Genomic DNA, 22,556 nt, shown 5'->3' with positions numbered 1-22,556 from the left:
GCTAACATCCCCCCATGGTTACCACCGCATCCCAGGCCCCGCGCACGGTCTACACCGTCAGCCAGCTCAACCAGGAGGTCCGCAGCCTGCTGGAGACGACCCTGCCGCCGCTCTGGGTGGAGGGCGAGATCAGCAACCTGGCGCGGCCGCGCTCGGGCCATCTCTATTTCACCCTCAAAGACAGCGCCGCCCAGGTGCGCTGCGCCATGTTCCGCAACCGCAACCTGCTGCTGCGCTTCCAGCCCGGCGACGGTCAGCGGGTGCTGGTGAGGGCCCGCGCCGGGCTCTACCCCGCCCGCGGCGAGTTCCAGCTGGTGGTGGACCACATGGAGGAGGCCGGCGAGGGGGCCCTGCGGCGGGCCTTCGAGGCCCTGAAGGCCCGGCTGGAGCAGGAGGGGCTGTTCGATCCGGCCCACAAGCGGCCGCTTCCCGCCTTCCCCCGCCGGTTGGGGGTAATCACCTCGCCCACCGGGGCCGCCATCCGCGACGTGCTGACGGTGCTCCGGCGCCGCTTTCCGGCCCTGCCGGTGCTGATCTACCCGGTGCCGGTGCAGGGAGAGGGGGCCGGCGGACAGATCGCCGCCGCCATTGAAGAGGCCGACCGCCGTCGCGACGTGGACGTAGTGCTGGTCACCCGGGGCGGTGGCTCGCTGGAGGATCTATGGGCCTTCAACGAGGAGGTGGTGGCGCGGGCCATCCACGCCTGCGGCCTGCCGGTGGTCAGTGCCGTGGGGCACGAGGTGGATGTCACCATCTCCGACCTGGTGGCCGACCAGCGCGCACCCACGCCGTCGGCCGCCGCCGAACTCATCTCGCCGGACGGCCCGGCGCTGCTGCACCAAGTCCGGGGTCTGCGGGACCGACTGCTGCAGCTGACCACCCAGCACCACCGGCGGGCCAGTGATCGGCTGAACGGCCTCGCCCGCCGGCTGCAGGCCCGGCACCCGGGCCAGCTTCTGCGCGACCGCAGTCAGCGCCTGGACGAGCTGGACCAACGCCTGCGCCATGCTATGGCGCAGCGCCTTGCCCGGCACACGCAGGCCCTGGACCATTTGCGCGCCCGGTTACGCCAGGGTGATCCGCGGCTCACCATCCGCCGGCGCGAGGAACAGCGCCTGGCGTTGGAGCGACGGCTGCATGCGGCCGTACGCCAGCAGCTACAGGCCCGGGAGCAGCGGCTGTCCGGGCTCGGTCGTGCGTTGCATGCGGTCAGTCCGCTGGCCACCCTCTCCCGCGGCTACGCCATCGCCCGCCAGGGCGCTGACGGGCCGGTGCTGCGCGACAGCACCCAAGTGGCACCCGGTGATGCCGTCCGAGTCCGGTTACACCGGGGGCAGCTGGACTGCCGGGTGGAGCGGGTCCACGGCGAACCGGAGGGTGGCAAACAGTGACGGTGGCACCACGCCCGTCATAAGCTCCAGCCCCACCATCGATCGGATCCATCGGAACAATTCATTTAATCCCGCGCCAGAGATTCGCTAGTTTCGTTGTCCAAACCGTGTACAGGGCTGTAACCCCCGACGCTTCGGACATTGGAGGGCACCCATGGGCAACGAGCTGAACTACCACGAACTGATCGACCGGCTCAGCGACAACGACGGGCAGGACCTGGACGAGGTGGATGTCGGAGGGGCCGCGCCGCCCACCGATGCCCGGCGCGTTATCGAACGCATGTGGGAGGAGCAGCGCCTGCAACGCGAACTCCGGGCGCTCGATCTCGACGTCGATGACCTCGACGACGACTGAGCCGCCCGCGACCCGGCGGACGCCACTCAGCCCCGGGCCTACTACAGGGCCTTGGCGGCCTGCGCCCGGTTGCGGCCATTCGCCTTTGCTGCATAGAGCGCCTGGTCCACGCGCTTGAAGAGCGCGTCAGCGCCCTCGTCCGCGCCCGCCTGGGCGTACCCGAGGCTGATGGTGACCGGGTCCGGTATCGGGAAGCGGGCCTCGGCGACGTAGGCCCGCAGCACCTCCGCCAACTGGCCCGCCCCGGTCTCGTCAGTCCCGGGCAGCACCAGCAAGAACTCCTCCCCCCCCCAACGGCCGACGATATCCGTATCCCGCACCCGCTCAGTGACCAGGCCGGCCAGCTGCCTCAGCACCTGGTCGCCCGCATTATGGCCGTGGGTGTCGTTGACGCGCTTGAAGTGGTCCAGATCGAACAGCACCACGGACACGGGGTGGCCGGTGCGGGCTGCCAGGCGCAGTTCCCGCTCCAAAGCCCGCTGGGTGTGGCGGCGATTATACAGGCCCGTGAGGCCATCGTGGCTGGCCCGGTAGCGCAGCGCCTGCTCCCGGCGCTTGCGTTCGGTGATATCCTCCGCCACGGTGGAGTACCGCTCCACCCGACCGGTCTCATCGCGGTGGGCCACAATCAGTTGCTGGAGTGGGGTCTCGCCGCCATCGGCCCGGCGGAACGCCGTCTCCCCCATCCAATGGCCCTCACGCGCCGCGGTCGGCAGGCCCTCTTCAAGGATCCGCCGTACCGCCCAGGGCGGGTGCGCCAGACGCAAAACCTCGGCAAAGTTCACCGTCAGGTCCTTGCTTTCCGGTGACACCCCGGGCAGCCACTCCCGGAACAACGCGCGCCCGGCCCGGTTCAGATAGACCAGTCTGCCTTCAGCCTCTGCCATGGCGATAAACTGCGGCGAGGCCTCCAGAATCTCCACCAGCTGCCGGCGGTTACGTGCCAGCTCCCGCCGTTCGGTGATGTCATGGATGATGGAGTGAAGATACTCCCGTCCGCCCACATCGACCGCGCCGGAGTGCACCTCCACCTCGCGGATCTCGCCGCTGGCCAGGCGGTGGGGAAAGTAGAGCACCTTCTGTTCGCCGCGCTGCACCCGGGCCATGGCCTCGCGCACCGCCTCGGGCGACAGTTGGTTGATCTTCGAGACGGGCATCCCGCGCATTTCCGTCCGATGGAAGCCGTAGAACCGGGCGGCCGCCTCGTTGACATCCACCAGCACGCCCTCGCGGGGGTCCACCAGCCACTGGATGGCGTCGTGACGCTCGAAGATCTGCTGGTACAGCCCCAGGCGCTCATCCTCCACATCGAGCAGGTGGTCCAGAGTGCGCCCCAGCCGGGCCAGCTCATCCCACCCCTGCAGCGCGGTGCGGGCGCTCCGGTCGCCGCCCTCGCGGGCCTTGAGCGTACGCTCCAGTGACCAGACCGGCTGCAGCACGTACCGCTTCACCACCCAAGTTGAGACCAGGCCGTAGAGCAGCACTACGACCACCGCCCACCAGACCGGATACAGTGTATCGGTACTGAACAGCCCCGGTTCCCAGTCCCGCCGCATGCTGAGCAGCACCCAGGCCTCGCCCGAGGGTCGGTCCACCAGTCGGATGACCCCGGCGGGGATCTCGCGCAGCGCCAACAGCGGCCCGTCCCCCTGCAACAGCATGGGGCCGCCTTCGCGGCGCAGGCGCTGGTACTCCTCAGCGGAGAACCGTGTCTCGATCACATCGCTCCAGTCCTGGCCGAGCAGCCCGGGGTCGTGCGCGGCCAGCAGCCGGCCCTCCCCCGGCCGGCCGATCAGCACCTCCAGCACTTCCGGGTTCGCCCCCAGCGCCTCCACCACACGCTGCAACTGGTGGCTGGAGCTACTGTTGGCCAGCGCGATCCCCGCGGCGCGGAGCAAATGTGTCGCCATACTCTCCGATTTGCCACGCATCATTTCCTGGCTCTGCCAATAGGAGAGGGAACCGGCCAGAATGGCCAGCAGGAAGGCAACCAGCAGGATCGGCAGCAGGACGCGGCGGGCGAGTCGGGTTCTTAAAGCAGGCTTCACGTGGGTACCACCAGCCGTGGCGCGGCGGGCTGACGAGGACTGATCCGGAGTCACTATATGCTTAATTTGCGATGATTCTAAAGAGAAAAACCCTGACGTCAACCCTGGGTTTTACCCATCGACCCGATGGACATCCACCGACATCCCGGCGTTGCGCGGCCTCAAGGCCCGCACCGGGGGGCGCTGTCCGGCGAAAACTTGATTATTTTCATGGTCTACTAAACTGACCATCATGACTGTCCCCGCCAATGAATTCCTGCACCGAAGCAGCTTGGCTGAACTGCCCGCGTTCCCGGCCGTGGTGCTGTCGTTGCTGGAGGCCACCGCCCGGGGCGACGCCGGACCACGGGAGATCGAGACCATCATCGCCCGCGATAGCACCCTCGTCGCCCGGCTTCTCGGCGCCGCCAATGCCGCCGCCTATACCCGCAGCACGCCCACCGACAGCCTGCGCGAGGCCATCGCGCGGCTGGGGCTGAGCCGGATCAACACCCTGGCGGTCGCCACCGCCGTGCGCGGCTTTTTCCAGGCCCTGGACAGGGGCCAGCCGGTCTGGGTGGAGGCCCTGTGGCGCCACGGGCTGCTTTGCGCTCAGCTCGCCCGCGAACTGGCCCGGGCCCGGGCCAACAGTTGTCCGGAAACCGCCTACCTGGCCGGCCTGCTGCACGATGTGGGCAAACCAGTCATGGGTCTGGCCCGCCCGGAGGAATACCAACGACTGCTGGCGGACGCCGAGGCCTCCGACCGTGGCCTACAGGGGTTGGAACAGGCGCGCTGGGGCTGCGACCACAGCCAGGTGGGGGCGGAACTGCTCGCCGACTGGGGCTTCCCGGCCCTGCTCATTGATGCCGTGCGCTACCACCATCAGCCGGTACCGGCGCTGGAACACGCCCACCCGCTGGTCCGCTGCGTGGCGCTCGCGAACCTGCTCTGTCACCACCCGGAAGTGGACGTGACCGGTCGCCAGGCCGCCGCCCGGTTGCTGGACCTGGGCCGGGAGGACACCCAGACCCTGGTGACCGCGGCGCAGCACGAGCTGGCCAAGACCTGCACGGCGCTCGGCGAGGACGACGCGGCATCGGACCTGAAGGGGGCCCATGAGCGGGTGGTGCAACGGCTGGGGGACCAGGTCCGCACCGCGGCGCTGACCGGGGGGCTCGGGGCCGCGCTGGCCGAGGGCGACACCCTGGAGAGCCTCGCCATCTGTGTGGCCCTGCTGTTCGGGGTACGACACCTGCTGGTGCTGGAGGTGGACGAGACCGGCGAGCGGCTGAGCGCTACCGCCATGCCCGCCAACGACCCGGCCATCAGCGAACTCTCCCTGCCGCTGGAAACCGCGGCCAGCCCCATTGCCGCGTTACTGCTCGAGGACCGCATCGCCCCACTCAAGACCCCCGACCCCGGCGCCATCGACCAGCCGGTGGCGGACCGCCAGGTACTCGACCGGCTCCCTGGCGAAGCTGCCCTGGGGCTGCCCCTTTACAGTGAGGGCCGGCCGGTGGCGGCACTCATCCTGGGGCTGAGCCACGGGCAACTCCAGGCCCTGCAAGCGGAGGCCCCCCTGCTCCGCACCTTCGCCGCCCAGGCCGGCGCCCTGCTCGCCCGCCGCCAGCGGGAGGACCAGGCCGTACGGCAGGCGCGGGAGGAGGCCTCTGCGCAACAGCGGCGCCGCGAAGCGGAATTGGTCAAGGCAACCGCAAACCCGATTACCGTGATGCAGAATTACCTGAGCGTATTACAACAGCAGCTTGAGGCGGACCACCCCGGACAGAGCGGGGTCAGCGCCCTTCGCGACGAGGTCGAACGGATCCGCGAGCTGATCAGCGAACTGGAACCGACGGTCGACGGAAATCCGGCAAACCCCTGAACCCATCATGCCCGCCCGAACGGGTCGCGCCTGTCAGGACAGCTTACCGTGAAAGCCATGCCACCGACGCCACCCGAAGAGATGGACACCCTGCCATCGGCCTACGAACGCAGCGAGCGGATCCTGGCCGTGGACCGGCACCCGCGCCTGCTGGAGAGCCTGGACATGCTGGCCAACGCCCGCGGCATACCCCTGGACACGGCGGAGACCCCGGCGGAGGCCCGGACCCTGGTCCGGCAGCGGGAGTACGGGGTGGTATTGGTGGACATGCAGGCCGAGGACACCGCCAGCCTGGACCTGATGGAGTGGCTGCACAACCATCGCGCGGGCATGGACGTGATCGCCCTCACCGCCGACCCCACCTGCCGGGCCCCCATTGAGGCGTTGCGCCGGGGCGCCAGCGAGTTCATCCGCAAGCCCTTCGCCCCCGAGGCCATGCTGGCGACCCTGGAGAACACCCTGGAACGGCGCCGCCTGTCCCGCCAGAACGAGCAGATCCGCCACCGGCTCAAGCGCTCCGAGCGGCTCTACCGCTTCATTGTCGACAACTCCCCCGATTTCATCTACGTGCTGGACGCCGAGGGCCGGTTCACCTTCATCAACCGCAGCGCCGAGCGGTTGCTGGGGATGACCCCCGATACCCTGCTCGGCGAGCATTTTCAGTGCCTCATCGCCGACGAGGACCGCGCGGTGGCCGAGCGCCGCTTCAACGAGCGGCGCACCGGCCAACGCGCCACCCACAACCTGGAGCTGCAGCTCGCCCCGCCCGGCGCCGCCGGACAACCCACCCGCACGGTGGACCTCACCGCCATGGGCATCTACGCCGACGGTGATGCACCCCACCCCGGTCAGTTCCTGGGCACCTACGGTATCGCCCGCGACGTCACTGATCGGAAACACGCGGAGTCCATCGTCCACTACCAGGCCCACCACGACCTGCTCACCGGCCTGCCCAACCGCGCCCTGCTCAAGGACCGCCTGGCTCAGGCCCTGGCCCGGGCCCGCCGCGGGAACGAGGAAGTGGCGGTGCTCTTCCTGGATCTGGACCGGTTCAAGGTGGTGAACGACAGCCTGGGCCACTCGGTGGGTGACCAACTCCTGCAGCAGGTGGCCCAGCGCCTGCGTGCCTGTCTGCGCGAGGGCGATACCCTGGCACGGCTCGGTGGCGATGAGTTCACCCTGTTACTGCCTGCCATCCCGGACCGACCGGCCGTCGAGCGGGTGGCGCAGAAGTGTATCGATGCCCTGGAACAGCCCTTCATGGTGCACAACCACCGACTCTTCTTGGGGGTGAGTATCGGCATCGCCCTGTTCCCCGAGCATGGCGAGACCCTGGAGACCCTGATCAAGCACGCCGATGTGGCCATGTACCACGTGAAGGAGCACGGCAAGGGCCATTACACCTTCTTCGACCAGGCCATGGGCAGCCGCATCGACCACCATCTGAACATGGAGACCGGCCTGCGCCGGGCCCTGGAGCAGCACGAGTTCCGTGTGGCCTACCAGCCGCAGGTAGACGTGGTCAGCGGCCGGGTCACGGGGATGGAGGCGCTGATCCGCTGGCAACACCCTGAGACCGGCGAAGTGAGCCCGCGGGAATTCATCCCGGTGGCAGAACAGACCGGCCTGATCCTTCCGATCGGTGAGTGGCTGTTGCGCAGCGCCTGCGAGGAGCTGCTGCGTTGGCCGGATGGCAACGAGGGCCTGCGCCTGGCGGTCAATCTCTCGCCGTTACAGGTCCACCAACGGGACTTTGTCGACCGCGTACGGGCCATCTGCGACGAAACCGGATTCCCGCTCCGACGGCTCGACTTGGAGATCACCGAGAATCTGCTCATGCGGGACGTGGAGTCGGTGGTGGAAAAGCTGCGCACCCTGAGCCGGCTCGGCGTCACCATCACCATCGACGACTTCGGCACCGGCTACTCTTCCCTGGGCTACCTGCAGCGGCTGCCCATCCACGCCCTAAAGATCGACCAGTCCTTCGTCCACGCCATCCGCGAGAATGAAGAGAAAGGCACCCTGGTGGAGACCATCATCGCCATGGCCCATGGACTGGGGCTGAACGTGGTGGCCGAGGGCGTGGAGACAAAACGCCAGCTCGACTACCTGCGCCGCCTGCAGTGTGGTCGCATGCAGGGCTTTTACTTCAGCTATCCGCTGAGCGGCCACGAGGCGGTCGACCTGCTGGAAGGCTGGGCGCGCGAACACCTGGCCAGCCGCCACTGACCCGCCCGCACCGCCCTGAACCGAACCCTGAACCGAACGGGGCCCTGCCGCATCGCCACGGCAGGGCCCCGTCTCACGGCCAACCCCGGTATCGGGGCGGGCGGGCGATCACATGCGCTCGAAGATGGCCGTGATGCCCTGACCGCCACCGATGCACATGGTGACCAGGGCGTACTTGCCCTGGATGCGGTGCAGCTCGTGGATTGCCTTGACCGCCAGGATGGACCCGGTGGCCCCCACCGGGTGGCCCAGGGCGATGGCGCCGCCGTTGACGTTGGTCTTGGCCGGGTCCAGCCCCAGGCCCTTCATGACCGTCAGCGCCTGGGCCGCGAAGGCCTCGTTGGACTCCACCACGTCCATGTCCTCGATACTCAGTCCGGCCTTGTCCAGCGCCACCTTGGACGACGGGATCGGCCCCTCCCCCATGATGTCGTTGGGCACCCCGGCAATACCGTAGGCCACCATCCGCGCCACGGGCTTGTGACCGGCCTTCTCGGCCGCGGCACGGTCGGCCAGCACCAGGGCGGCAGCGGCATCGTTGATACCGGAGGCGTTGCCGGCGGTCACGGTGCCGCCCTCCTTCTTGAAGGCCGGGCGCATCTTGGCCAGATCCTCAACGGTGACACCAAAGCGCGGGTGCTCGTCGGTGTCAAAGACCTTCTCGCCCTTCCGGCTCTTGATGGTCACCGGCACGATCTGGTCCTTAAAGTAGCCGCCTTCGATGGCCGCCTGGGCACGGCGCTGGGACTCCGCGGCGAACTGGTCCTGCTCCTCGCGGGAGATGTTCCACTTCTCGGCCAGGTTCTCGGCGGTGATGCCCATGTGGCCGACGCCGAAGGGGTCGGTCAGGGTGGCCACCATCATGTCGACCATCTTGGCATCCCCCATGCGGGCGCCGAAACGGGCCGAGGGGGTGAGGTAACCGCCCTTGGACATCACCTCGGTGCCGGCACCGACACCGAAGTCGGCATCGCCCAGCAGGATGGACTGGGCGGTGGAGACGATGGCCTGCATGCCGGAGCCGCACAGCCGGTTGACGGTGACCGCCGTGGAGTTGTGCGGCAGCCCACCCTGCACCGCCGCCACCCGGGCCACATAGGGCGAGCGGCTCTCGGTGGGGATGCAGTTGCCCACGGTGGTGTAGTTGATCTGATTGGGGTCGACACCGGAGCGCGCCACCGCCTCTTTGATGATCAGGCCACCCAGGTCAGCGGGCTCGAACCCGGCCAAGGTGCCGCCAAAGGTACCGATGGCGGAACGTGCCGCACTAAGGACAACCACTTCTCTGTCAGACATACAACTCCTCCTGCTTGATTTGGCAGTCTTGCCAGTACCGCCCCCCGGACAGTGCCGGCGGCGCCAGTTCGAATACGTTATTCTCGGCCTCGGTTGCGAGCCTAACGCACCACAGTATAACCAAGCATCCCTGATTTACCCGGTCAGAAAAACCCCTGAAGACCTCAGGATGCTGCATTGCACAGTCGCGGGTGGTGCCATACCGGGGTGAGATCAGCCGGCAGGCGCGGCAACCGGCCCAGATCCACCCAGGGGTTGTCCGGGTGGTGGAAGTCGGAACCCTGCGAGGCCAGCAGGGCATAACGGCGGGCCCATTCCGCCAGACGGGCCACGTCGACCGGCCGCGGGCGGGTCCCACAGGCCACCTCCATGGCCTCACCCCCGGCATCGCGGAAGGCGGTGAGCACCCGGCGCATCCAGGCGCCGGTGAGCCCGTAGGCCAGCGGATGGGCTAGCACCGCCACCCCGCCCGCCTCGCGGATACAGGCCACCGCCCGCTCCATGCCGGGCCAGCGCACGCTCACCCCGGCTGGCCGGCCCTTGCGCAGCCATTTGTGGAAGGCCTCGTTGGGGGTATTCACATGGCCCTCGGCCACCAGCCAGCCGGCGTAGTGGCTGCGGGTGATGGTGGCCGCCCCGGCCCGTGCCGAGGCCCCTTCCCAGGCCCCGGGCATCCCGTGCCGGGCCAGCTTCCGACCGATGGTGAGGGCCCGTTCCCGGCGGATTGCGTCGATCTCCGCCAGCAGCGTCTGCAGCCCCGGGTGCTGGGCCGCCACGCCCAGGCCAACGATGTGGAAGTCGCGCCGGGCCCAGGTGGTGGAGATCTCCACCCCCGGAATCAGCCGAAGGCCCTGCTCTTCGGCTGCGGCCTGCGCCTCGGCCACACCGGCCGTGGTGTCGTGGTCGGTGAGCGCCAGGGTCGCCACCCCTTTGGCCCGGGCCCGGGTCACCAGTTCCGTCGGGGTCAGGCGGCCGTCGGAGGCGGTGGAGTGGCTGTGCAGGTCGATACAGGCGCTCATGTCCGGGGTCTCGTTTCGGTGCCGGGCAGCGTATCATGGAGGCCCCCATCAGCCGCAGCGGAACCCATGGAAACCGCCCTTGTCACCCTGCTGATCGTCGTTGCCGTCGGCCTCTACTGGTCAGACGCCCTGCGCGCCCGGGACCAGGCGGTGCGGGCCGCCCGCCGGGCGTGCCGTGGTCTGGACGTGCAATTGCTGGATGTCACCGTGTCGCTCGCCCGCATTCGTCCGGCCCGCGGCCCGTCGGGGCGGCTGACCTGGCGCCGGGAGTACCGCTTCGAATTCAGCGTCGACGGCGCTGACCGCCGCCCCGGCTATGTGCAACTACTGGGGCGACAGTGCCGGGGAGTGCAACTGGATATGCCGGAAGGCCGGACGGTGATGGGGCCGGACCAGCGGCCGCGCGCACCGGCGCAGCCCTCCGACGGCTGACCGCGGCTCAGGCCCGCTCGTCGGGGAACGCCCACACCGCGTCGATGCACTCCGCCCCCAGCGCCACCATCACCAACCGGTCCACCCCCAGGGCCACGCCGGCGCAGGGCGGCAGGCCCGCCTCCAGGGCGGCCAACAGCCGTTGATCCACCGGCAAGCGCTCGCCCCTGGCGTCGCGGGCCTGCTGCTCGGCGCGGAAGCGCCGGCGCTGCTCCGCCGGGTCGGCAAGCTCGTGGTAGCCGTTGGCGATCTCCATGCCCTCCATAAAGAGCTCGAAGCGCTCCGCCACCGGCGGGTCGCCCGGCCGCAGCCGGGCAAGCGCCGCCTGGCTGGCTGGGAAATCGGTGAGAAAACTCAAGCGCCCACGGCCCAGCCGGGGCGCCACCTCGCGCGAGAGGATGAGGTCCAGCCAGGCATCCCGGTCCTCCCCCAGGGCGGCGGTCAGCCCCTTATCGCCGCCCCGGGCCCGGAGCACGTCGAGGGGGGCCTGGAAGGGGTCCAGCCCGGCGAAGTGCTGGAAGGCGTCGCGGTAGGTCCAGTGCTCCACCGGCCGCTCCCCGGCCAGCTCGGCAGCCAGCTCGGCCACCTCCTGCATCAGGGCGTGGTGGTCCCAGCCCACGCGGTACCACTCCAGAAGGGTGAACTCCGGGTTGTGCAGGCGCCCCCGCTCGCTGCCGCGGAAGGCCCGGGTAAGCTGCCAGATATCGCCGCTGCCGGCGGCCAGGAGCCGCTTCATGGCATACTCCGGCGAGGTCTGCAGCCAGGCCGGGCAGCCGTCGGGCCGGCTCACCGCCAGGCTGTCCAGGTTGGGATCCATGGCCGGGGCGGTGGCCATCAGCGGGGTCTCCACCTCCAGCAGGCCACGCCGGTCGAAGAAGACGCGGATACGGCGGATCAAGGCCGCACGCCGGCGCAGCGCCGCCAGCCCCGCCGTGGGGCGCCAGTCAGTCACCGCTGCGGACGCCCTAACCCTTGACGCGGCCGACGTACTCGCCGCTGCGGGTGTCCACCTTAAGCAGCTCCCCCTCCTCAATGAACAGCGGCACACGCACCACCGCACCGGTCTCCAGGGTGGCCGGCTTGCCACCACCGCCGGAGGTATCACCGCGCACGCCCGGGTCGGTCTCCACCACCCGCAGCTCGACGAAGTTCGGCGGCTCCACCGTCAGGGGCTCGTCATTCCACAGGATCACGGTGCACATGGCCTGCTCCTTCAGCCACTTGGCCGCGTCACCCACGGCCGAGGCCGGTGCCGCCTTCTGCTCGAAGGTCTCCGGATCCATCATGTGGAAGAACTCGCCGTCGGAGTAGAGGAACTGCATCTCCGTCTCCAGGACATCCGCCGCCTCCACCGACTCACCGGACTTGAACGTGCGGTCGATGACCTTACCAGTTTTAAGGTTGCGCACCTTCACCCGGTTGAAGGCCTGGCCCTTGCCCGGCTTGACGAACTCATTCTCCACGATGGTGTAGGGATCACCATCGAGCATAATCTTGAGGCCACCCTTGAACTCGTTGGTACTGTACTGAGCCATTCGACACCTGCTGTCCGCTTGCGGTTACCGGGCGGGAAGGCAGCGGCTGGGCCCTCCCCGAGCCCCGATTCATGTAAAGTGACGCCGAATCCTAACGGAAATCCGCCTTGTTTAGAACACGGGCTGCCATGCCGAGACCTTCAGCGCAACCCTCGCCCCCTCCGGACTGGCGGCGCCAGTTGGCCCGAGCCGTGCGCGACCCCCGCGAGCTGTTGCAGCGACTGGACCTGCCGATGACCCTGCTGCCGGCGGCGGAATCCGCGGCCCGGCTGTTCCCGCTGCGGGTGCCGGAGCCGTGGCTGGCCCGCATCCGCCCCGGCGACCCGGACGACCCGCTGCTGCGCCAGGTCCTGCCGCTGGCGGCCGAGCACGAGACCCCGGCCGGTTTCACCGCGGACCCGGTGGGTGACGCCGCCGCCGAGGCCAACCCCGGCCTGCTGCACAAGTACCACGGGCGGGTGCTGCTGATCACCACCGGCGCCTGCGCCATCCATTGCCGGTACTGCTTCCGCCGGCACTTCCCCTACACCGAGTCGCAAGCCGGGCGCGACGACTGGCGCGCGACCCTGGCCTGGCTGGACGCCCATCCGGAGGTGGACGAGGTCATCCTCAGCGGTGGCGACCCGCTGACCCTCAGTGATCGGCGCCTGGCCACGCTCACCGAGGCCCTGGCGCAGCGGCCGCAGGTCCGGCGGCTACGGCTGCACACCCGTCTGCCCGTGGTGCTGCCGGACCGCATCACCCCGGGATTGATGGCGCTGCTGAAGGGGCCCTGGGAGGTGGTCTGGGTGATCCACAGCAACCACGCCCAGGAGCTGGACAGCACGGTCGCCGGCGCCCTGGCCCGGCTGCGGGAGGCCGGTCACTGGCTCCTCAACCAGACGGTGCTGCTGCGCCGGATCAACGACGACGCCGACACCCTGGCGGCGCTGAGCCGCCAGCTCTTCCAGCTCGGGGTGCTGCCCTACTACCTGCACCTGCTGGACCGGGTGCAGGGGGCGGCCCATTTCGAGGTGACGGAACTCCGGGCCCGCGCCCTGGCGGCCGAACTCGCCGCCCGTCTGCCCGGCTACCTGGTGCCCCGACTGGTGCGGGAGGAGGCCGGGGAACCCGCCAAGACCCCGGTCACCCCGCTGGCCGGGTCATCGTGTAACATCAACGACTCACGCCCATAAGGACGCCCCGGCATGAGACAGAACCCGCTGGTCCGGCTGTTGATCACCGAGGAATCGCCCAACGACGCCGAAATCTACGTCAGCGTGCTGCGCAACAGCGGCTACGCCGTGCGTGCCCGGCGCATCGACGGCATCGACAACCTGCGCGAGACCCTCCAGGAGAAACCGGCCGACCTGATGCTCTGCTCCCTGGCCCTGCGCCAGGTCCCCGTGGACACCGCGCGCCAGCTCATCCAACAGTTCGGTAAGGACATCCCCGTCATCGCCACCTGCGACGAACCGAGCCAGGAGCAGCGCCGCTACGCCATGCAGATGGGTGCCCAAGACCTGGTCAGCAAGAGCGACCTGGAGCACCTCAAGCTGGTCATCGAACGGGAGCTGCACCACCTGCAGGAACGCCGCCGCCTGCGCCGGCTGGAGTCCTCGGTGCGGGAGACGGAGCGCCGCTGCCGCGCCCTGCTGGACAGCTCGCGCGACCCGATTGCCTACGTCCATGAAGGCATGCACATCTACGCCAACCCGGCCTACCTGGAAAAGTTCGGCCACGACGACTTGGCGGACATTGAGGGCACGCCCATCCTCGACATGGTGGTGGAGGCCGACCAGGGCAAGTGCAAGGAGGCGCTGCGCCGCTTCAGCCGCGGCGACCTCACCCGCCACGAGGTCACCATCGGTCTTCTCACCGCCGATGGCCCGGAGGAGGTCACCATGGCGCTCACCCCCGCCATGGTAGAGGACGAGCCCTGCACCCAGGTGCTGCTGCAGGTCAGCGAGCTGGAGGCCGACCTGGAACAGCTCAACCGCCAGGACACCACCACCGGCCTCTACAACCGCAGTTACTTCCTGGACCACCTGGACAGCCTCATCGCCCGCAACCTCGACGCCGGCGGCCGCAACAGTCACGCCCTGCTTTACCTGCAGCTGGAAAAGCTCAGCCACATCCGCGAGCGCATGGGGCTGGCCGCGGTGGACCGGGTCCTGGCGCACGTGGCCCAACGAATCAGCGCACAGGTCGGCGAAGAGGACATCCCCTGCCGGCTGAGTGACGAGGAATTCGCCATCCTGCTGGAGCGGAGCAAGATCGACCACGCCATGGACTTGGCCGAGACCCTGCGCCAGGACATCGAGGAACAGGTGATCGAGGTGGACGGCAGCACCCTCGCCGTGACCTGTGCCATCGGCGTCGCCATGGTCGGTACCAACGCCGACAATGCCCAGGCCGCCATCGACATGGCCTATGCCGCCTCCGAGACCGCCCTGCGCGCCGGTGGCAACCAAGTCCAGCTTCACGCCTCCAGCCAGGAGGTGATGGAGACCCAGCAGCGCGAGGCACGGCTGCGGGAGCGGGTCCGGCACTGCCTGGAGCAGGACGAGTTCTACCTGGTCTTCCAACCGGTCATCGCCCTGACCGAGAGCCACCAATGGGATGAACTCTACGAGCTGCGCATCCGCATGCCGGATGAGCAGGGCCGGGAGATCGAGCCGCTGGAGTTCCTGCCCCACGCCGAACAGGCCGGGCTGCTCGGGGAAATCGACCGCTGGGTCACCCGGCGGGCCGTGGCCCTGGCGGCCGAGCGCCGGCGCCTGGGCAAGCGCGTCTGCCTGTTCGTCAAGCTCGACGGCGCCACACTCACCGACCCGGGCTTCCTCGACCTGCTGAGCGAAGAACTCGAACACCACCAGGCCGACCCGGCGACCCTGGTCTTCCAGCTCAACGAACCGGTGGTGGTCACCCAGCTCAATCAGGCCAAGGCCCTACAGCAGGGGCTCGACCGCCTGGGCTGCAAGCTCTCCCTGGACCACTTCGGCAGCGCCCTGAACCCCTTCCAACTGCTCAAGCACCTGCACTCCGACCTGGTGAAGCTGGACGACTCACTCACCGCCGACATCGAACAGACGGAGGAGAACCAGCGCCTGGTCCGTCAAATCATCGAAACCGCCCACCAGATGGGCCAACAGGTGGTGGCCGGCTACCTGGGCAGCCCGGCCGCACTGGCGCTGATGTGGGAATACGGCGCCGACTACGTGCAGGGCGACTTCCTGCAGGAACCGACCCGCGAGATGAGCTACGACTTCTCGGAGATGGTGTTCTGAAAAAGGGGCAGGACCATGCCACCTCGCCGAAAAGGTGGCACCGCCGCCCGTGCCGGGTGCAGGGGCACCGATTCAGGGGTGAGCCGCACTGCGGCGAACGACCGACCATGGATGGTCGGGCTGGACTTGCAAGCGAAGCAGGAAGCGCAGCTTGCAAGGGTTTACGGCGTCCCCTGAATCGCAGGGCCGACGCCCAGCTCAAGGGCCCCCAGATCGAAGCCATAGCCAGCCCCCTTTGCTGCCGAAAGGCAAGTCACTCTGGTAATCAGCGACCATGCTCCTGCAGCAGCGCCTGCAAGGCCTGCTCGTCCAACACCTCCACCCCCAGCGACTCCGCCTTGGCCAGCTTGCTCCCCGCCTTCTCCCCGGCCACCAGATAGTCCGTCTTCTTCGAGACACTGCCACTCACCCGCGCCCCCAACGCCTCCAGGGCCGCCTTCGCCTCATCCCGGGTCATCCCCGAGAGCGTCCCGGTCAGGACAAAGGTCCTGCCGGCCAGCGGCTGCTCGCCGCGCTCCGCCGGATCCACCTCCTCCCAGGTGACACCGGCCGCACGCAACGCCTGCACCACCTCACGGTTATGCGGCTCGGCAAAGAAATGGGCAATCGCCTGCGCCACCACCGGGCCCACGTCCGGGGTCTCCGCCAGCGCCGACTCATCGGCATTCATGATCGCCTCCAGCGACCCGAAGTGCTCCGCCAGCCGCCGCGCGGTCACCTCCCCCACGTGCTGGATCCCCAGCGCATACAGAAACCGCGGCAGCGTTGTCCGCCGCGCCTTATCCAGCGCCGCGACCAGGTTGTCGGCTGACTTGTCCCCCATCCGCTCCAGGCCGGCGAGCTGGCAGTGCTCCAGAGTGAACAGATCCGCCGGCGAGCGCACCATGCCCCGCTCCACCAACTGACTGACGACCTTCTCGCCCAGGCCGTCGATATCCAGGGCCTTGCGCGAGGCAAAATGCAGCAGGGCGCCCTCGCGCTGCGCCGGGCAATAGAGACCGCCCATGCAGCGGTGCACCGCCTCGTCATCCAGGCGCAACACCTCCGAGCCACAGACCGGGCACTCCGCCGGCATCGCCCAGGGCTCCGCCCCTTCGGGCCGCTTCTCGGTCACCACCGCCGTAATCTCCGGGATCACGTCGCCGGCCCGGCGCACCATCACCGTATCGCCCTTACGCACATCCTTACGCCGCACCTCATCCAGGTTGTGTAGCGTGGCGCGGCTCACCGTGACCCCGCCCACCCCCACCGGCTCCAGCTCCGCCACCGGGGTGATCGCCCCGGTGCGCCCCACCGACGGCAGGATCCGGCGCACCACCGTGGTCGCCTCCTGCGCCGGCAGTTTCCAGGCGATGGCCCAGCGCGGGGCGCGGGCGGTGAAGCCCAGCTCCTCGCGGGCATCCAGGTCATCCACCTTGTAGACCACCCCATCGATCTCGAAGGAGAGTTCGTCGCGATCCGCCAGCAGTCGCTGGTAATACTCGCGGCAGCCGTCAAGGCCGCGCACCCGCTCCACCCGCTCATTGACCCGAAAGCCCCACCCGGCCAGCTTGTCCAGCACCTCATGGTGGCTGGCGGCCAGGCGCCCGGCGGCGGCGACCCCGAAGGTGAAGAAGGTGAGTCGGCGGCGGGCGGTGATCCGCGGATCCAACTGACGCAGGCTGCCCGCGGCGGCATTACGCGGATTGGCGAAGGGGCGCTCGCCGTCCGCCAGGCGCTGTTCGTTCAGGCGTTCGAAATCGGCGCGGCGGATCACCACCTCGCCGCGCACCTCCATCACCGGTGGCCAGCCCTCGCCGCGCAGACGCAGGGGCACACTGCGGATGGTGCGGACGTTCTCGGTGATCGCCTCCCCCACCCGGCCGTCGCCGCGGGTACCGGCCCGCACCAACCGGCCGTCCTCATAGCGGATGCTCACCGACAGCCCGTCCAGCTTGGGCTCGGCCACATAGACCACGGGGTCGAGGCCCAGGGCCTGGCGTACCCGGCGGTCGAACTCCGCCAGGTCCGCCTCCTCGAAGGCGTTGTCCAGCGAGAGCATAGGCTCGGCATGCGTCACCTCGCCGAACCCCTCGGCGGGGCGCCCGGCCACCCGCTGGGAGGGGGAGTCCGGGGTGATCAGCTCGGGGTGCTCCGCCTCCAGGGCCTGGAGCTCGGCCATCAGGGCGTCATACTCGGCATCCGCGATCACCGGCGCATCCAGCACGTAATAGCGGTGGTCGTGCTCGCGGATCTCCCGGCGCAGGGCCTCGATGCGGGCCTGCGGGTCGGTTCCCGTTTGCGCCATCCCGCTCACCCCTGCTGCTTGCGGGCCGCCAGGTGCAGCCGGCGACGATACTCGCGCAGCTCCTCGCGGATGTGCTCCATGGCCTGACGGGAGAGGTCACACCGCCGGCCGTCGAGCAGCCGACCGCCGAGCTCATCAGCCACCCGACGGGCCACCCCCAGCATGTCGTCGAAGGCCGCCATGCCGTCCACCGGGCCCGGCAGTTGCAGGAAGAAGGCCGCCCCCGGGGTCTCATCCTCGGCGGCCCGGTCCAGATCGAACCAGCCCGGCTTGATCATGTTGGCGACACTGAAGACCCGCGCCGGGCCCCGTTCCGTGCGCACGTGGCGGTGGAAGATGCCGTGCTCACCGTACTCCAGACCCGCCCGCTGCAGCGCATCCACCAGCGCGTCGGCGACGAAGACATGGCCCTCGGGCGCCGCCACGTGGATGGCGACGATCTTGTCCTCCAGGTCCGCTGCCTCGATATCGACCTGCGGGCCGGCGGGCAATTCGACGACGGGCTCGTCCCGGCCGGCGGTACCGGGGCCGTTGGTGCCGAGGGCGGCCAGGTCGGGGCGGTCGCGCACCGGCGGCTCGGCGGGACGGGCCGGTTCCCGCCGAGCGCCGGTCTTGCCCCCGGTCGGCGGGGTGGCGGCAGCACCGCCCCGGTCGCGGCGGGGTTCAGACGGTTGTTCAGGCGCCGGCTCCGCACTCGGCTGCGGCCGGGCGCTGCCGGGCCCCTGCCCCGTTGGCTCCAGGTCCGGTTCGCCCGACTCATCGAGCTCGTCATCCAGACCCAGCTTGGGCTCCGGCTCGTCGTCCGGCCAGTCCAGGTCCGCGTCCAGGCCCGTCGGTTCGCGGCGCCGGGGACGGCCGGGGAAATCCGCGTCGTCCCCGTCCGAAGGGGCGTCGGCACCCGGGTGCCGACGCGGCTTCTTGACGATGACCTCGAAGTCGTCGGGACCGCCCACGGCGCTGTCCATAGCGTCGAAGGCCGAGTCGTAATCCTCATGCCGCCCGGTGCCCCGGGCACGCTTCTTGTCCTGCCAGCGTCCCCAGGCGTAGATGCCGGCGATGAGCAGCAGGCCGAGAATGATCAGTAGCCAGCGGAATGGGTCCATGGATGCATCCGAGCAATTGGTGGGCTTGGGATTCAGCGCCTTGCAGAGCGTTATTCGCTCACCACTTTATACGCTGCACCGCCGACTTTGAACCGGCAGCGGGTCCGGGATTATGCCATTTTCCCGGGCCGGACGGGGCGACAGCGGCTCAGGCCTCGGCCAGTTCCACCGCCTCGGCCACGTCCACCGCCACCAGGCGCGAGACGCCCGGTTCGTGCATGGTCACCCCCACCAGGTGGGAGACCGCCTCCATGGTGGTCTTGTTGTGGGTGATGACAATGAACTGCACCTGCTCGGACATCTCCCGCACCATCTCGCAGAAGCGGCCGACATTGGCCTCGTCCAACGGTGCGTCCACCTCATCGAGCATGCAGAAGGGCGCGGGATTGAGATTGAAGATGGCGAAGACCAGGGCCACGGCGGTGAGCGCCTTCTCGCCACCGGAGAGCAGGTGGATATTGGTGACCCGTTTTCCGGGCGGCTGGGCCATGACCGCCACGCCGGTGGCCAACAGGTCGTCGTCGGTGAGTTCCAGGTAGGCCCGGCCGCCACCAAACAGGCGGGGAAACAGCCGCTGCACCCCCTGATTGACCTGCTCGAAGGTATCGCGGAAGCGGGCCCGGGTCTCCCGGTCGATGCGGCGGATGGCGTTCTCCAGGGTCTCCAGCGCCTCAAACAGGTCGTCGTACTGGGCATCCAGGTACTGCTGGCGCTCCTCCAGGGCGGCGCATTCATCAATGGCGGCCAGGTTGACTGTACCCAGCCGGGCGATGCGCCGACCCAGTTGCTCCAGGCGCTTCTCCCAGTCGGTCACCTCGGCCCCTTCGGGCAGGCGGGAGGCCACCACCTCCAAGTGCTCGCCCAATTGCTCCAGTTCCGCCGCCTCGCGGCGTTGCAGCACCCGGTACTCCTGGGCGGTGATGCGCAGCCCCTCCAGCTCCTCGCGCAGGGTCTCCGTCTCCTGCACGGCGGTCTGGCGCCGCTCGCCCCAGTCACGCAGCTTCTGCTCCAGGTTGGCCACGTGGTTGCGGGCCTCGGCCAGCCCCTGCTCCAGCTGGTGGCGGCGCTGCAAGAGCTCGTCCCGCTCCGCTTCCAGGTCCTCGCCGGGGTCGGCGAGCCCCTCCAGGCCCTCGGCCAGCTCCTCCCGCCGGTCCAGCAGACGCCGGTGCTGGGCCTGCAGCCGGTCCAGGCCCTCGCGCAGGGCCTGGCGCGCGGTGCTGGCGCTCTCGAGCTTGAGGGAGATCTCGTGGCGGGCCTCACGGCACTGGCGCAGTTGCTCCCGGGCGTCGTCGACGGCACGCTCCAGGGCGTGGCGCTCATCCTCCAGGGCCGCACCGCGCTCGGCCTGGGCCTCGGCCCGGGCGGCGGCCTCGGCGAGTCGGGCCTGGGCGCCGTCCAGTTCCTCGACGACCGTTTCACGCTCCTCGCGAAGCTCGATCTGCTGTTCGTGCAGGGCCTCACGGCGCTCCCGGGCCGCCTCTAAGGCGTCGCGGCGGTGCTCGATGCGGGCCTGCAGGTCGGCCTGGCGGCGCTGCATCGGGGCACTGCGCTGCTGCAGCGCCTCGCGCTCCTCCTCCAGGCTGCGGACGGCCTGCCGCAAGCGGTCCTGCGCCTCCTCCCGTTCCACCAGCCGCGCCTCGCCCTCGGCCACCCGGTCGCGGAGCTGGTGGATCTCCCGCTCACGGGCGATCACCCCCCGCTCGGCGTCGTCGCCGGCTCGCAGGCGGAGCCAGTTGGCGCCCAGCCAGACACCGTCCGGGGTAATGAAGGATTCACCCGCGGCCAGTTCGCCACGGCGTGCCAGGGCGGTGGGCAGGTCATCGGCACAGCGGATCCCGGCCAACAGCGCGGCGGTGCGGCCGTCGTCCCGCACCTGGTCGGCGAGCCAGTCGCCGCCGCCAGCACCGCCTGAAGCGACCGCGCCGGCACTGACCAGGGTGAGATCGCCCTGCTCCGGCAACTCCCGGGCGGCGCCCTCCAGCTCCTCGGGGCGCACGCACACCGCCTGCAGCCCCTCGGCCAACACGGTCTCCACCGCGCGCTCCCAGCCGGGGGTGACAACCAGCTGCTGGGCCAGGCGCGGGCGCTGCTGCCATTCCCGGGCACTCAGCCAGTCCTCCAGCGGCCCCCCGTCCTCACCCAGCGCCGACTGCTGCAGGGTCTCCAGCGAGGCGAGGCGGGCGCGCTGCTGATGCAGCTCGCCGCGCAGCGCCTCCAGCTTGTCCGCCAGCTCGGTCGCCTGGGCCCGGTCGCTCTCCAGTCGCTCGGCCACATCGGCCTGGGCCTCGTCCATCCCGGCCAGTTCTTCGGCCAGCTCAGTCTCCTCCGCCTCCAGGTCGCCGATGGCCTGTTCCAGGGCATACAGGTCCTCGGCCTCGTACTCGACCTCCAACCGCTCCAGGCGACGCGCCAGTTCGTCGGCGCGGCGCTCCAGCCCCTCCACCCGCACCTTCTCCACCTGCTCGGCACGCTCGGCCTCGGCCCGCTCGCGCTGAAAGCCCTCGCGGGCCTCGCGCCAGGCCTCCAGCCGGTCGCGGGCGTCATCCAGCGCCTCCTGGGCGAAGGCCTCCGACTGGGCCTGCTCCTCCTGCTCCGGCTGCAGGGCCTCCAGGCGCTCCTCCAGCAGCGCCAGCTTCTCCCGGTCCTCCTCCAGACCGCGCTCCAGCGCCTGCACCTCCCCCTCGCTGTCACGCAGCTCCCGCAACTGCTTGTCGCGCAGTTCGCGGCGGTGGCTGATCTGCTGCTCGATGCGGGCGATCTCGCTGCCCACGCCGTAATAGTCGGCCTGAATGGCGTTCAGCCGGTCGCCGGCCTCGCCCTGGGTGGCGCGGATGGCCTCGATCTCCCGCTCGGCCTGACGCTGGGTGGCCAGGGCGAACTCGCGGGCATTGACCTTGGCGGCGATCACCGCCTCCTGTTCCTCGAGCTGCGCCTTGAGGCTGGCCTGGCGCAGGGTGATCAATTCGGCCCGGGTATCCCGCTCCGCCTGTTTCAGCTCCCGGTAGCGGCGGGCCACCTCGGCCTGGCGGCGCAGCTTCTCCAACTGGCGGCGCACCTCCTCGCGCACGTCCTCCAGCCGTTCCAGATTCTCGCGGGTATCGCGGATACGCCGCTCGGTCTCCCGCCGGCGCTCCTTGTAGATGGAGATGCCGGCGGCCTCCTCCAGATAGACGCGCAGCTCCTCGGGCCGGGCCTCGATCACCCGCGAGATCATGCCCTGCTCGATGATGGTGTAGCCGCGCGGCCCCAGCCCAGTGCCCAGAAAGACGTCGGTGATGTCCTTACGCCGGCAGCGGGTGCCGTTGAGGAAATACTGCGATTGCCCCTCGCGGTTGACCTGGCGGCGCACGGCGATCTCGCCGTACTGGGCGTACTGCCCGCCCAGGCGGCCATCGCTGTTGTCGAACACCAGCTCCACCGAGGCGTGGCTGACCGGTTTGCGGGCGGTCGATCCGTTGAAGATGACGTCGGCCATGGACTGGCCGCGCAGGTGGCGGGCGGAGCTCTCACCCATCACCCAGCGCACCGCGTCGATGATATTGGATTTGCCGCAGCCGTTAGGTCCCACCACCGCCACCAGGTCGCCGGGCATGGCCACCTGGGTCGGGTCGACGAAGGACTTGAAGCCGGAGAGCTTGATCTTCTTCAGTCGCATTTGGCGCTTTGGCCCATCGGGATCCGGGGCGTGTCGGGTGCCTGAGAGATGCAGCAGAGCCGGCGTCGGG

15 protein-coding genes are annotated in these 22,556 nt (G+C 69.4%); 7 read left to right on the top strand and 8 right to left on the bottom strand.

Features of this window, described 5'->3' with window-relative positions; genetic code table 11:
• Positions 1–14: 14 nt before the first annotated feature.
• The gene (xseA, locus tag MLG_RS03575; RefSeq protein ID WP_011628442.1) at positions 15–1,391 is read left to right on the top strand and encodes an exodeoxyribonuclease VII large subunit; all 1,377 of its coding nucleotides are present in this window, start codon (positions 15–17) and stop codon (positions 1,389–1,391) included.
• Between the two features lie 154 nt (positions 1,392–1,545).
• Positions 1,546–1,746 (top strand): hypothetical protein, encoded by a 201-nt coding sequence (locus tag MLG_RS03570; protein ID WP_011628441.1) that lies wholly within the window; start codon positions 1,546–1,548, stop codon positions 1,744–1,746.
• A gap of 41 nt (positions 1,747–1,787) precedes the next feature.
• Here the strand turns inward: MLG_RS03570 and MLG_RS14690 are convergent, their stop codons facing one another.
• Positions 1,788–3,794 carry a sensor domain-containing diguanylate cyclase gene (locus MLG_RS14690; protein WP_049753510.1) on the bottom strand — a complete coding sequence of 669 codons (2,007 nt, stop codon included), beginning with the start codon at positions 3,792–3,794 and terminating at the stop codon, positions 1,788–1,790.
• A gap of 271 nt (positions 3,795–4,065) precedes the next feature.
• Here MLG_RS14690 and MLG_RS03560 point away from each other — a divergent pair, with 271 nt between their 5' ends.
• Both MLG_RS03560 and MLG_RS03555 read left to right on the top strand, forming a co-directional pair.
• Positions 4,066–5,661 (top strand): HDOD domain-containing protein, encoded by a 1,596-nt coding sequence (locus MLG_RS03560; RefSeq protein ID WP_198003238.1) that lies wholly within the window; start codon positions 4,066–4,068, stop codon positions 5,659–5,661.
• Between the two features lie 57 nt (positions 5,662–5,718).
• Positions 5,719–7,890 carry a putative bifunctional diguanylate cyclase/phosphodiesterase gene (locus MLG_RS03555; RefSeq protein WP_011628438.1) on the top strand — a complete coding sequence of 724 codons (2,172 nt, stop codon included), beginning with the start codon at positions 5,719–5,721 and terminating at the stop codon, positions 7,888–7,890.
• A 108-nt stretch (positions 7,891–7,998) separates the two neighbouring features.
• Here the strand turns inward: MLG_RS03555 and MLG_RS03550 are convergent, their stop codons facing one another.
• The gene (locus MLG_RS03550) at positions 7,999–9,186 is read right to left on the bottom strand and encodes an acetyl-CoA C-acyltransferase family protein (protein WP_011628437.1); all 1,188 of its coding nucleotides are present in this window, start codon (positions 9,184–9,186) and stop codon (positions 7,999–8,001) included.
• Positions 9,187–9,350: 164 nt separating this feature from the next.
• Positions 9,351–10,205, bottom strand: coding sequence for a PHP domain-containing protein (locus MLG_RS03545; RefSeq protein ID WP_011628436.1), 855 nt, complete (start codon positions 10,203–10,205; stop codon positions 9,351–9,353).
• Positions 10,206–10,271: 66 nt separating this feature from the next.
• On the opposite strand from MLG_RS03545, the gene MLG_RS03540 reads away from it, so the two are divergent.
• Positions 10,272–10,637, top strand: a complete 366-nt coding sequence (locus MLG_RS03540) for a DUF3301 domain-containing protein (RefSeq protein WP_011628435.1) — start codon at positions 10,272–10,274, stop codon at positions 10,635–10,637.
• A gap of 7 nt (positions 10,638–10,644) precedes the next feature.
• Here the strand turns inward: MLG_RS03540 and epmA are convergent, their stop codons facing one another.
• Together epmA and efp are read right to left on the bottom strand one after the other, a co-directional pair.
• On the bottom strand, positions 10,645–11,670 hold the full coding sequence (gene epmA / locus MLG_RS03535; RefSeq protein ID WP_408626107.1) for an EF-P lysine aminoacylase EpmA: 1,026 nt from the start codon (positions 11,668–11,670) through the stop codon (positions 10,645–10,647).
• A complete protein-coding gene (efp, locus tag MLG_RS03530) occupies positions 11,603–12,172 on the bottom strand; it encodes an elongation factor P (protein WP_011628433.1) in 570 nt (189 codons plus the stop codon). Before efp ends, epmA begins: the two co-directional genes overlap by 68 nt.
• A gap of 128 nt (positions 12,173–12,300) precedes the next feature.
• Between efp and epmB the strand changes: the two genes are divergently transcribed.
• Together epmB and MLG_RS03520 are read left to right on the top strand one after the other, a co-directional pair.
• Positions 12,301–13,347 (top strand): EF-P beta-lysylation protein EpmB, encoded by a 1,047-nt coding sequence (epmB, locus tag MLG_RS03525; protein ID WP_011628432.1) that lies wholly within the window; start codon positions 12,301–12,303, stop codon positions 13,345–13,347.
• 12 nt (positions 13,348–13,359) lie between these two features.
• Entirely contained in the window at positions 13,360–15,441 is a 2,082-nt protein-coding gene (locus MLG_RS03520) for an EAL domain-containing protein (RefSeq protein ID WP_011628431.1), read from the top strand.
• A gap of 265 nt (positions 15,442–15,706) precedes the next feature.
• On the opposite strand, the gene ligA is transcribed toward MLG_RS03520, so the two are convergent.
• The 3 genes from ligA to smc form a co-directional block, all read right to left on the bottom strand.
• A complete protein-coding gene (ligA, locus tag MLG_RS03515; RefSeq protein ID WP_011628430.1) occupies positions 15,707–17,728 on the bottom strand; it encodes an NAD-dependent DNA ligase LigA in 2,022 nt (673 codons plus the stop codon).
• 5 nt (positions 17,729–17,733) lie between these two features.
• Positions 17,734–18,831: a cell division protein ZipA gene (gene zipA, locus MLG_RS14685; protein WP_011628429.1), complete on the bottom strand. Its 1,098-nt coding sequence runs from the start codon at positions 18,829–18,831 to the stop codon at positions 17,734–17,736.
• A gap of 148 nt (positions 18,832–18,979) precedes the next feature.
• Positions 18,980–22,486 (bottom strand): chromosome segregation protein SMC, encoded by a 3,507-nt coding sequence (gene smc / locus MLG_RS03505; protein WP_011628428.1) that lies wholly within the window; start codon positions 22,484–22,486, stop codon positions 18,980–18,982.
• Positions 22,487–22,556: the final 70 nt, after the last annotated feature.

Origin of the sequence: Alkalilimnicola ehrlichii MLHE-1, assembly GCF_000014785.1 — a bacterium.
In the GTDB taxonomy this organism is placed as follows: domain Bacteria; phylum Pseudomonadota; class Gammaproteobacteria; order Nitrococcales; family Halorhodospiraceae; genus Alkalilimnicola; species Alkalilimnicola ehrlichii.
The sequence above is the reverse complement of the archived record's forward strand: the minus strand, read 5'-3'. Positions and strand labels throughout refer to the sequence as shown.

What these genes read in the sequence shown, in the direction of transcription:
- epmB (WP_011628432.1), top strand. Translation starts at nt 12,301, where the DNA reads ATGCCGAGACCTTCAGCGCAACCCTCGCCCCCTCCGGACTGGCGGCGC.
- zipA (WP_011628429.1), bottom strand. Translation starts at nt 18,831, where the DNA reads ATGGACCCATTCCGCTGGCTACTGATCATTCTCGGCCTGCTGCTCATC.
- ligA (WP_011628430.1), bottom strand. Translation starts at nt 17,728, where the DNA reads ATGGCGCAAACGGGAACCGACCCGCAGGCCCGCATCGAGGCCCTGCGC.
- MLG_RS03550 (WP_011628437.1), bottom strand. Translation starts at nt 9,186, where the DNA reads ATGTCTGACAGAGAAGTGGTTGTCCTTAGTGCGGCACGTTCCGCCATC.
- xseA (WP_011628442.1), top strand. Translation starts at nt 15, where the DNA reads ATGGTTACCACCGCATCCCAGGCCCCGCGCACGGTCTACACCGTCAGC.
- MLG_RS03555 (WP_011628438.1), top strand. Translation starts at nt 5,719, where the DNA reads ATGCCACCGACGCCACCCGAAGAGATGGACACCCTGCCATCGGCCTAC.
- MLG_RS03570 (WP_011628441.1), top strand. Translation starts at nt 1,546, where the DNA reads ATGGGCAACGAGCTGAACTACCACGAACTGATCGACCGGCTCAGCGAC.
- MLG_RS03520 (WP_011628431.1), top strand. Translation starts at nt 13,360, where the DNA reads ATGAGACAGAACCCGCTGGTCCGGCTGTTGATCACCGAGGAATCGCCC.
- MLG_RS03540 (WP_011628435.1), top strand. Translation starts at nt 10,272, where the DNA reads ATGGAAACCGCCCTTGTCACCCTGCTGATCGTCGTTGCCGTCGGCCTC.
- MLG_RS03545 (WP_011628436.1), bottom strand. Translation starts at nt 10,205, where the DNA reads ATGAGCGCCTGTATCGACCTGCACAGCCACTCCACCGCCTCCGACGGC.
- smc (WP_011628428.1), bottom strand. Translation starts at nt 22,486, where the DNA reads ATGCGACTGAAGAAGATCAAGCTCTCCGGCTTCAAGTCCTTCGTCGAC.
- efp (WP_011628433.1), bottom strand. Translation starts at nt 12,172, where the DNA reads ATGGCTCAGTACAGTACCAACGAGTTCAAGGGTGGCCTCAAGATTATG.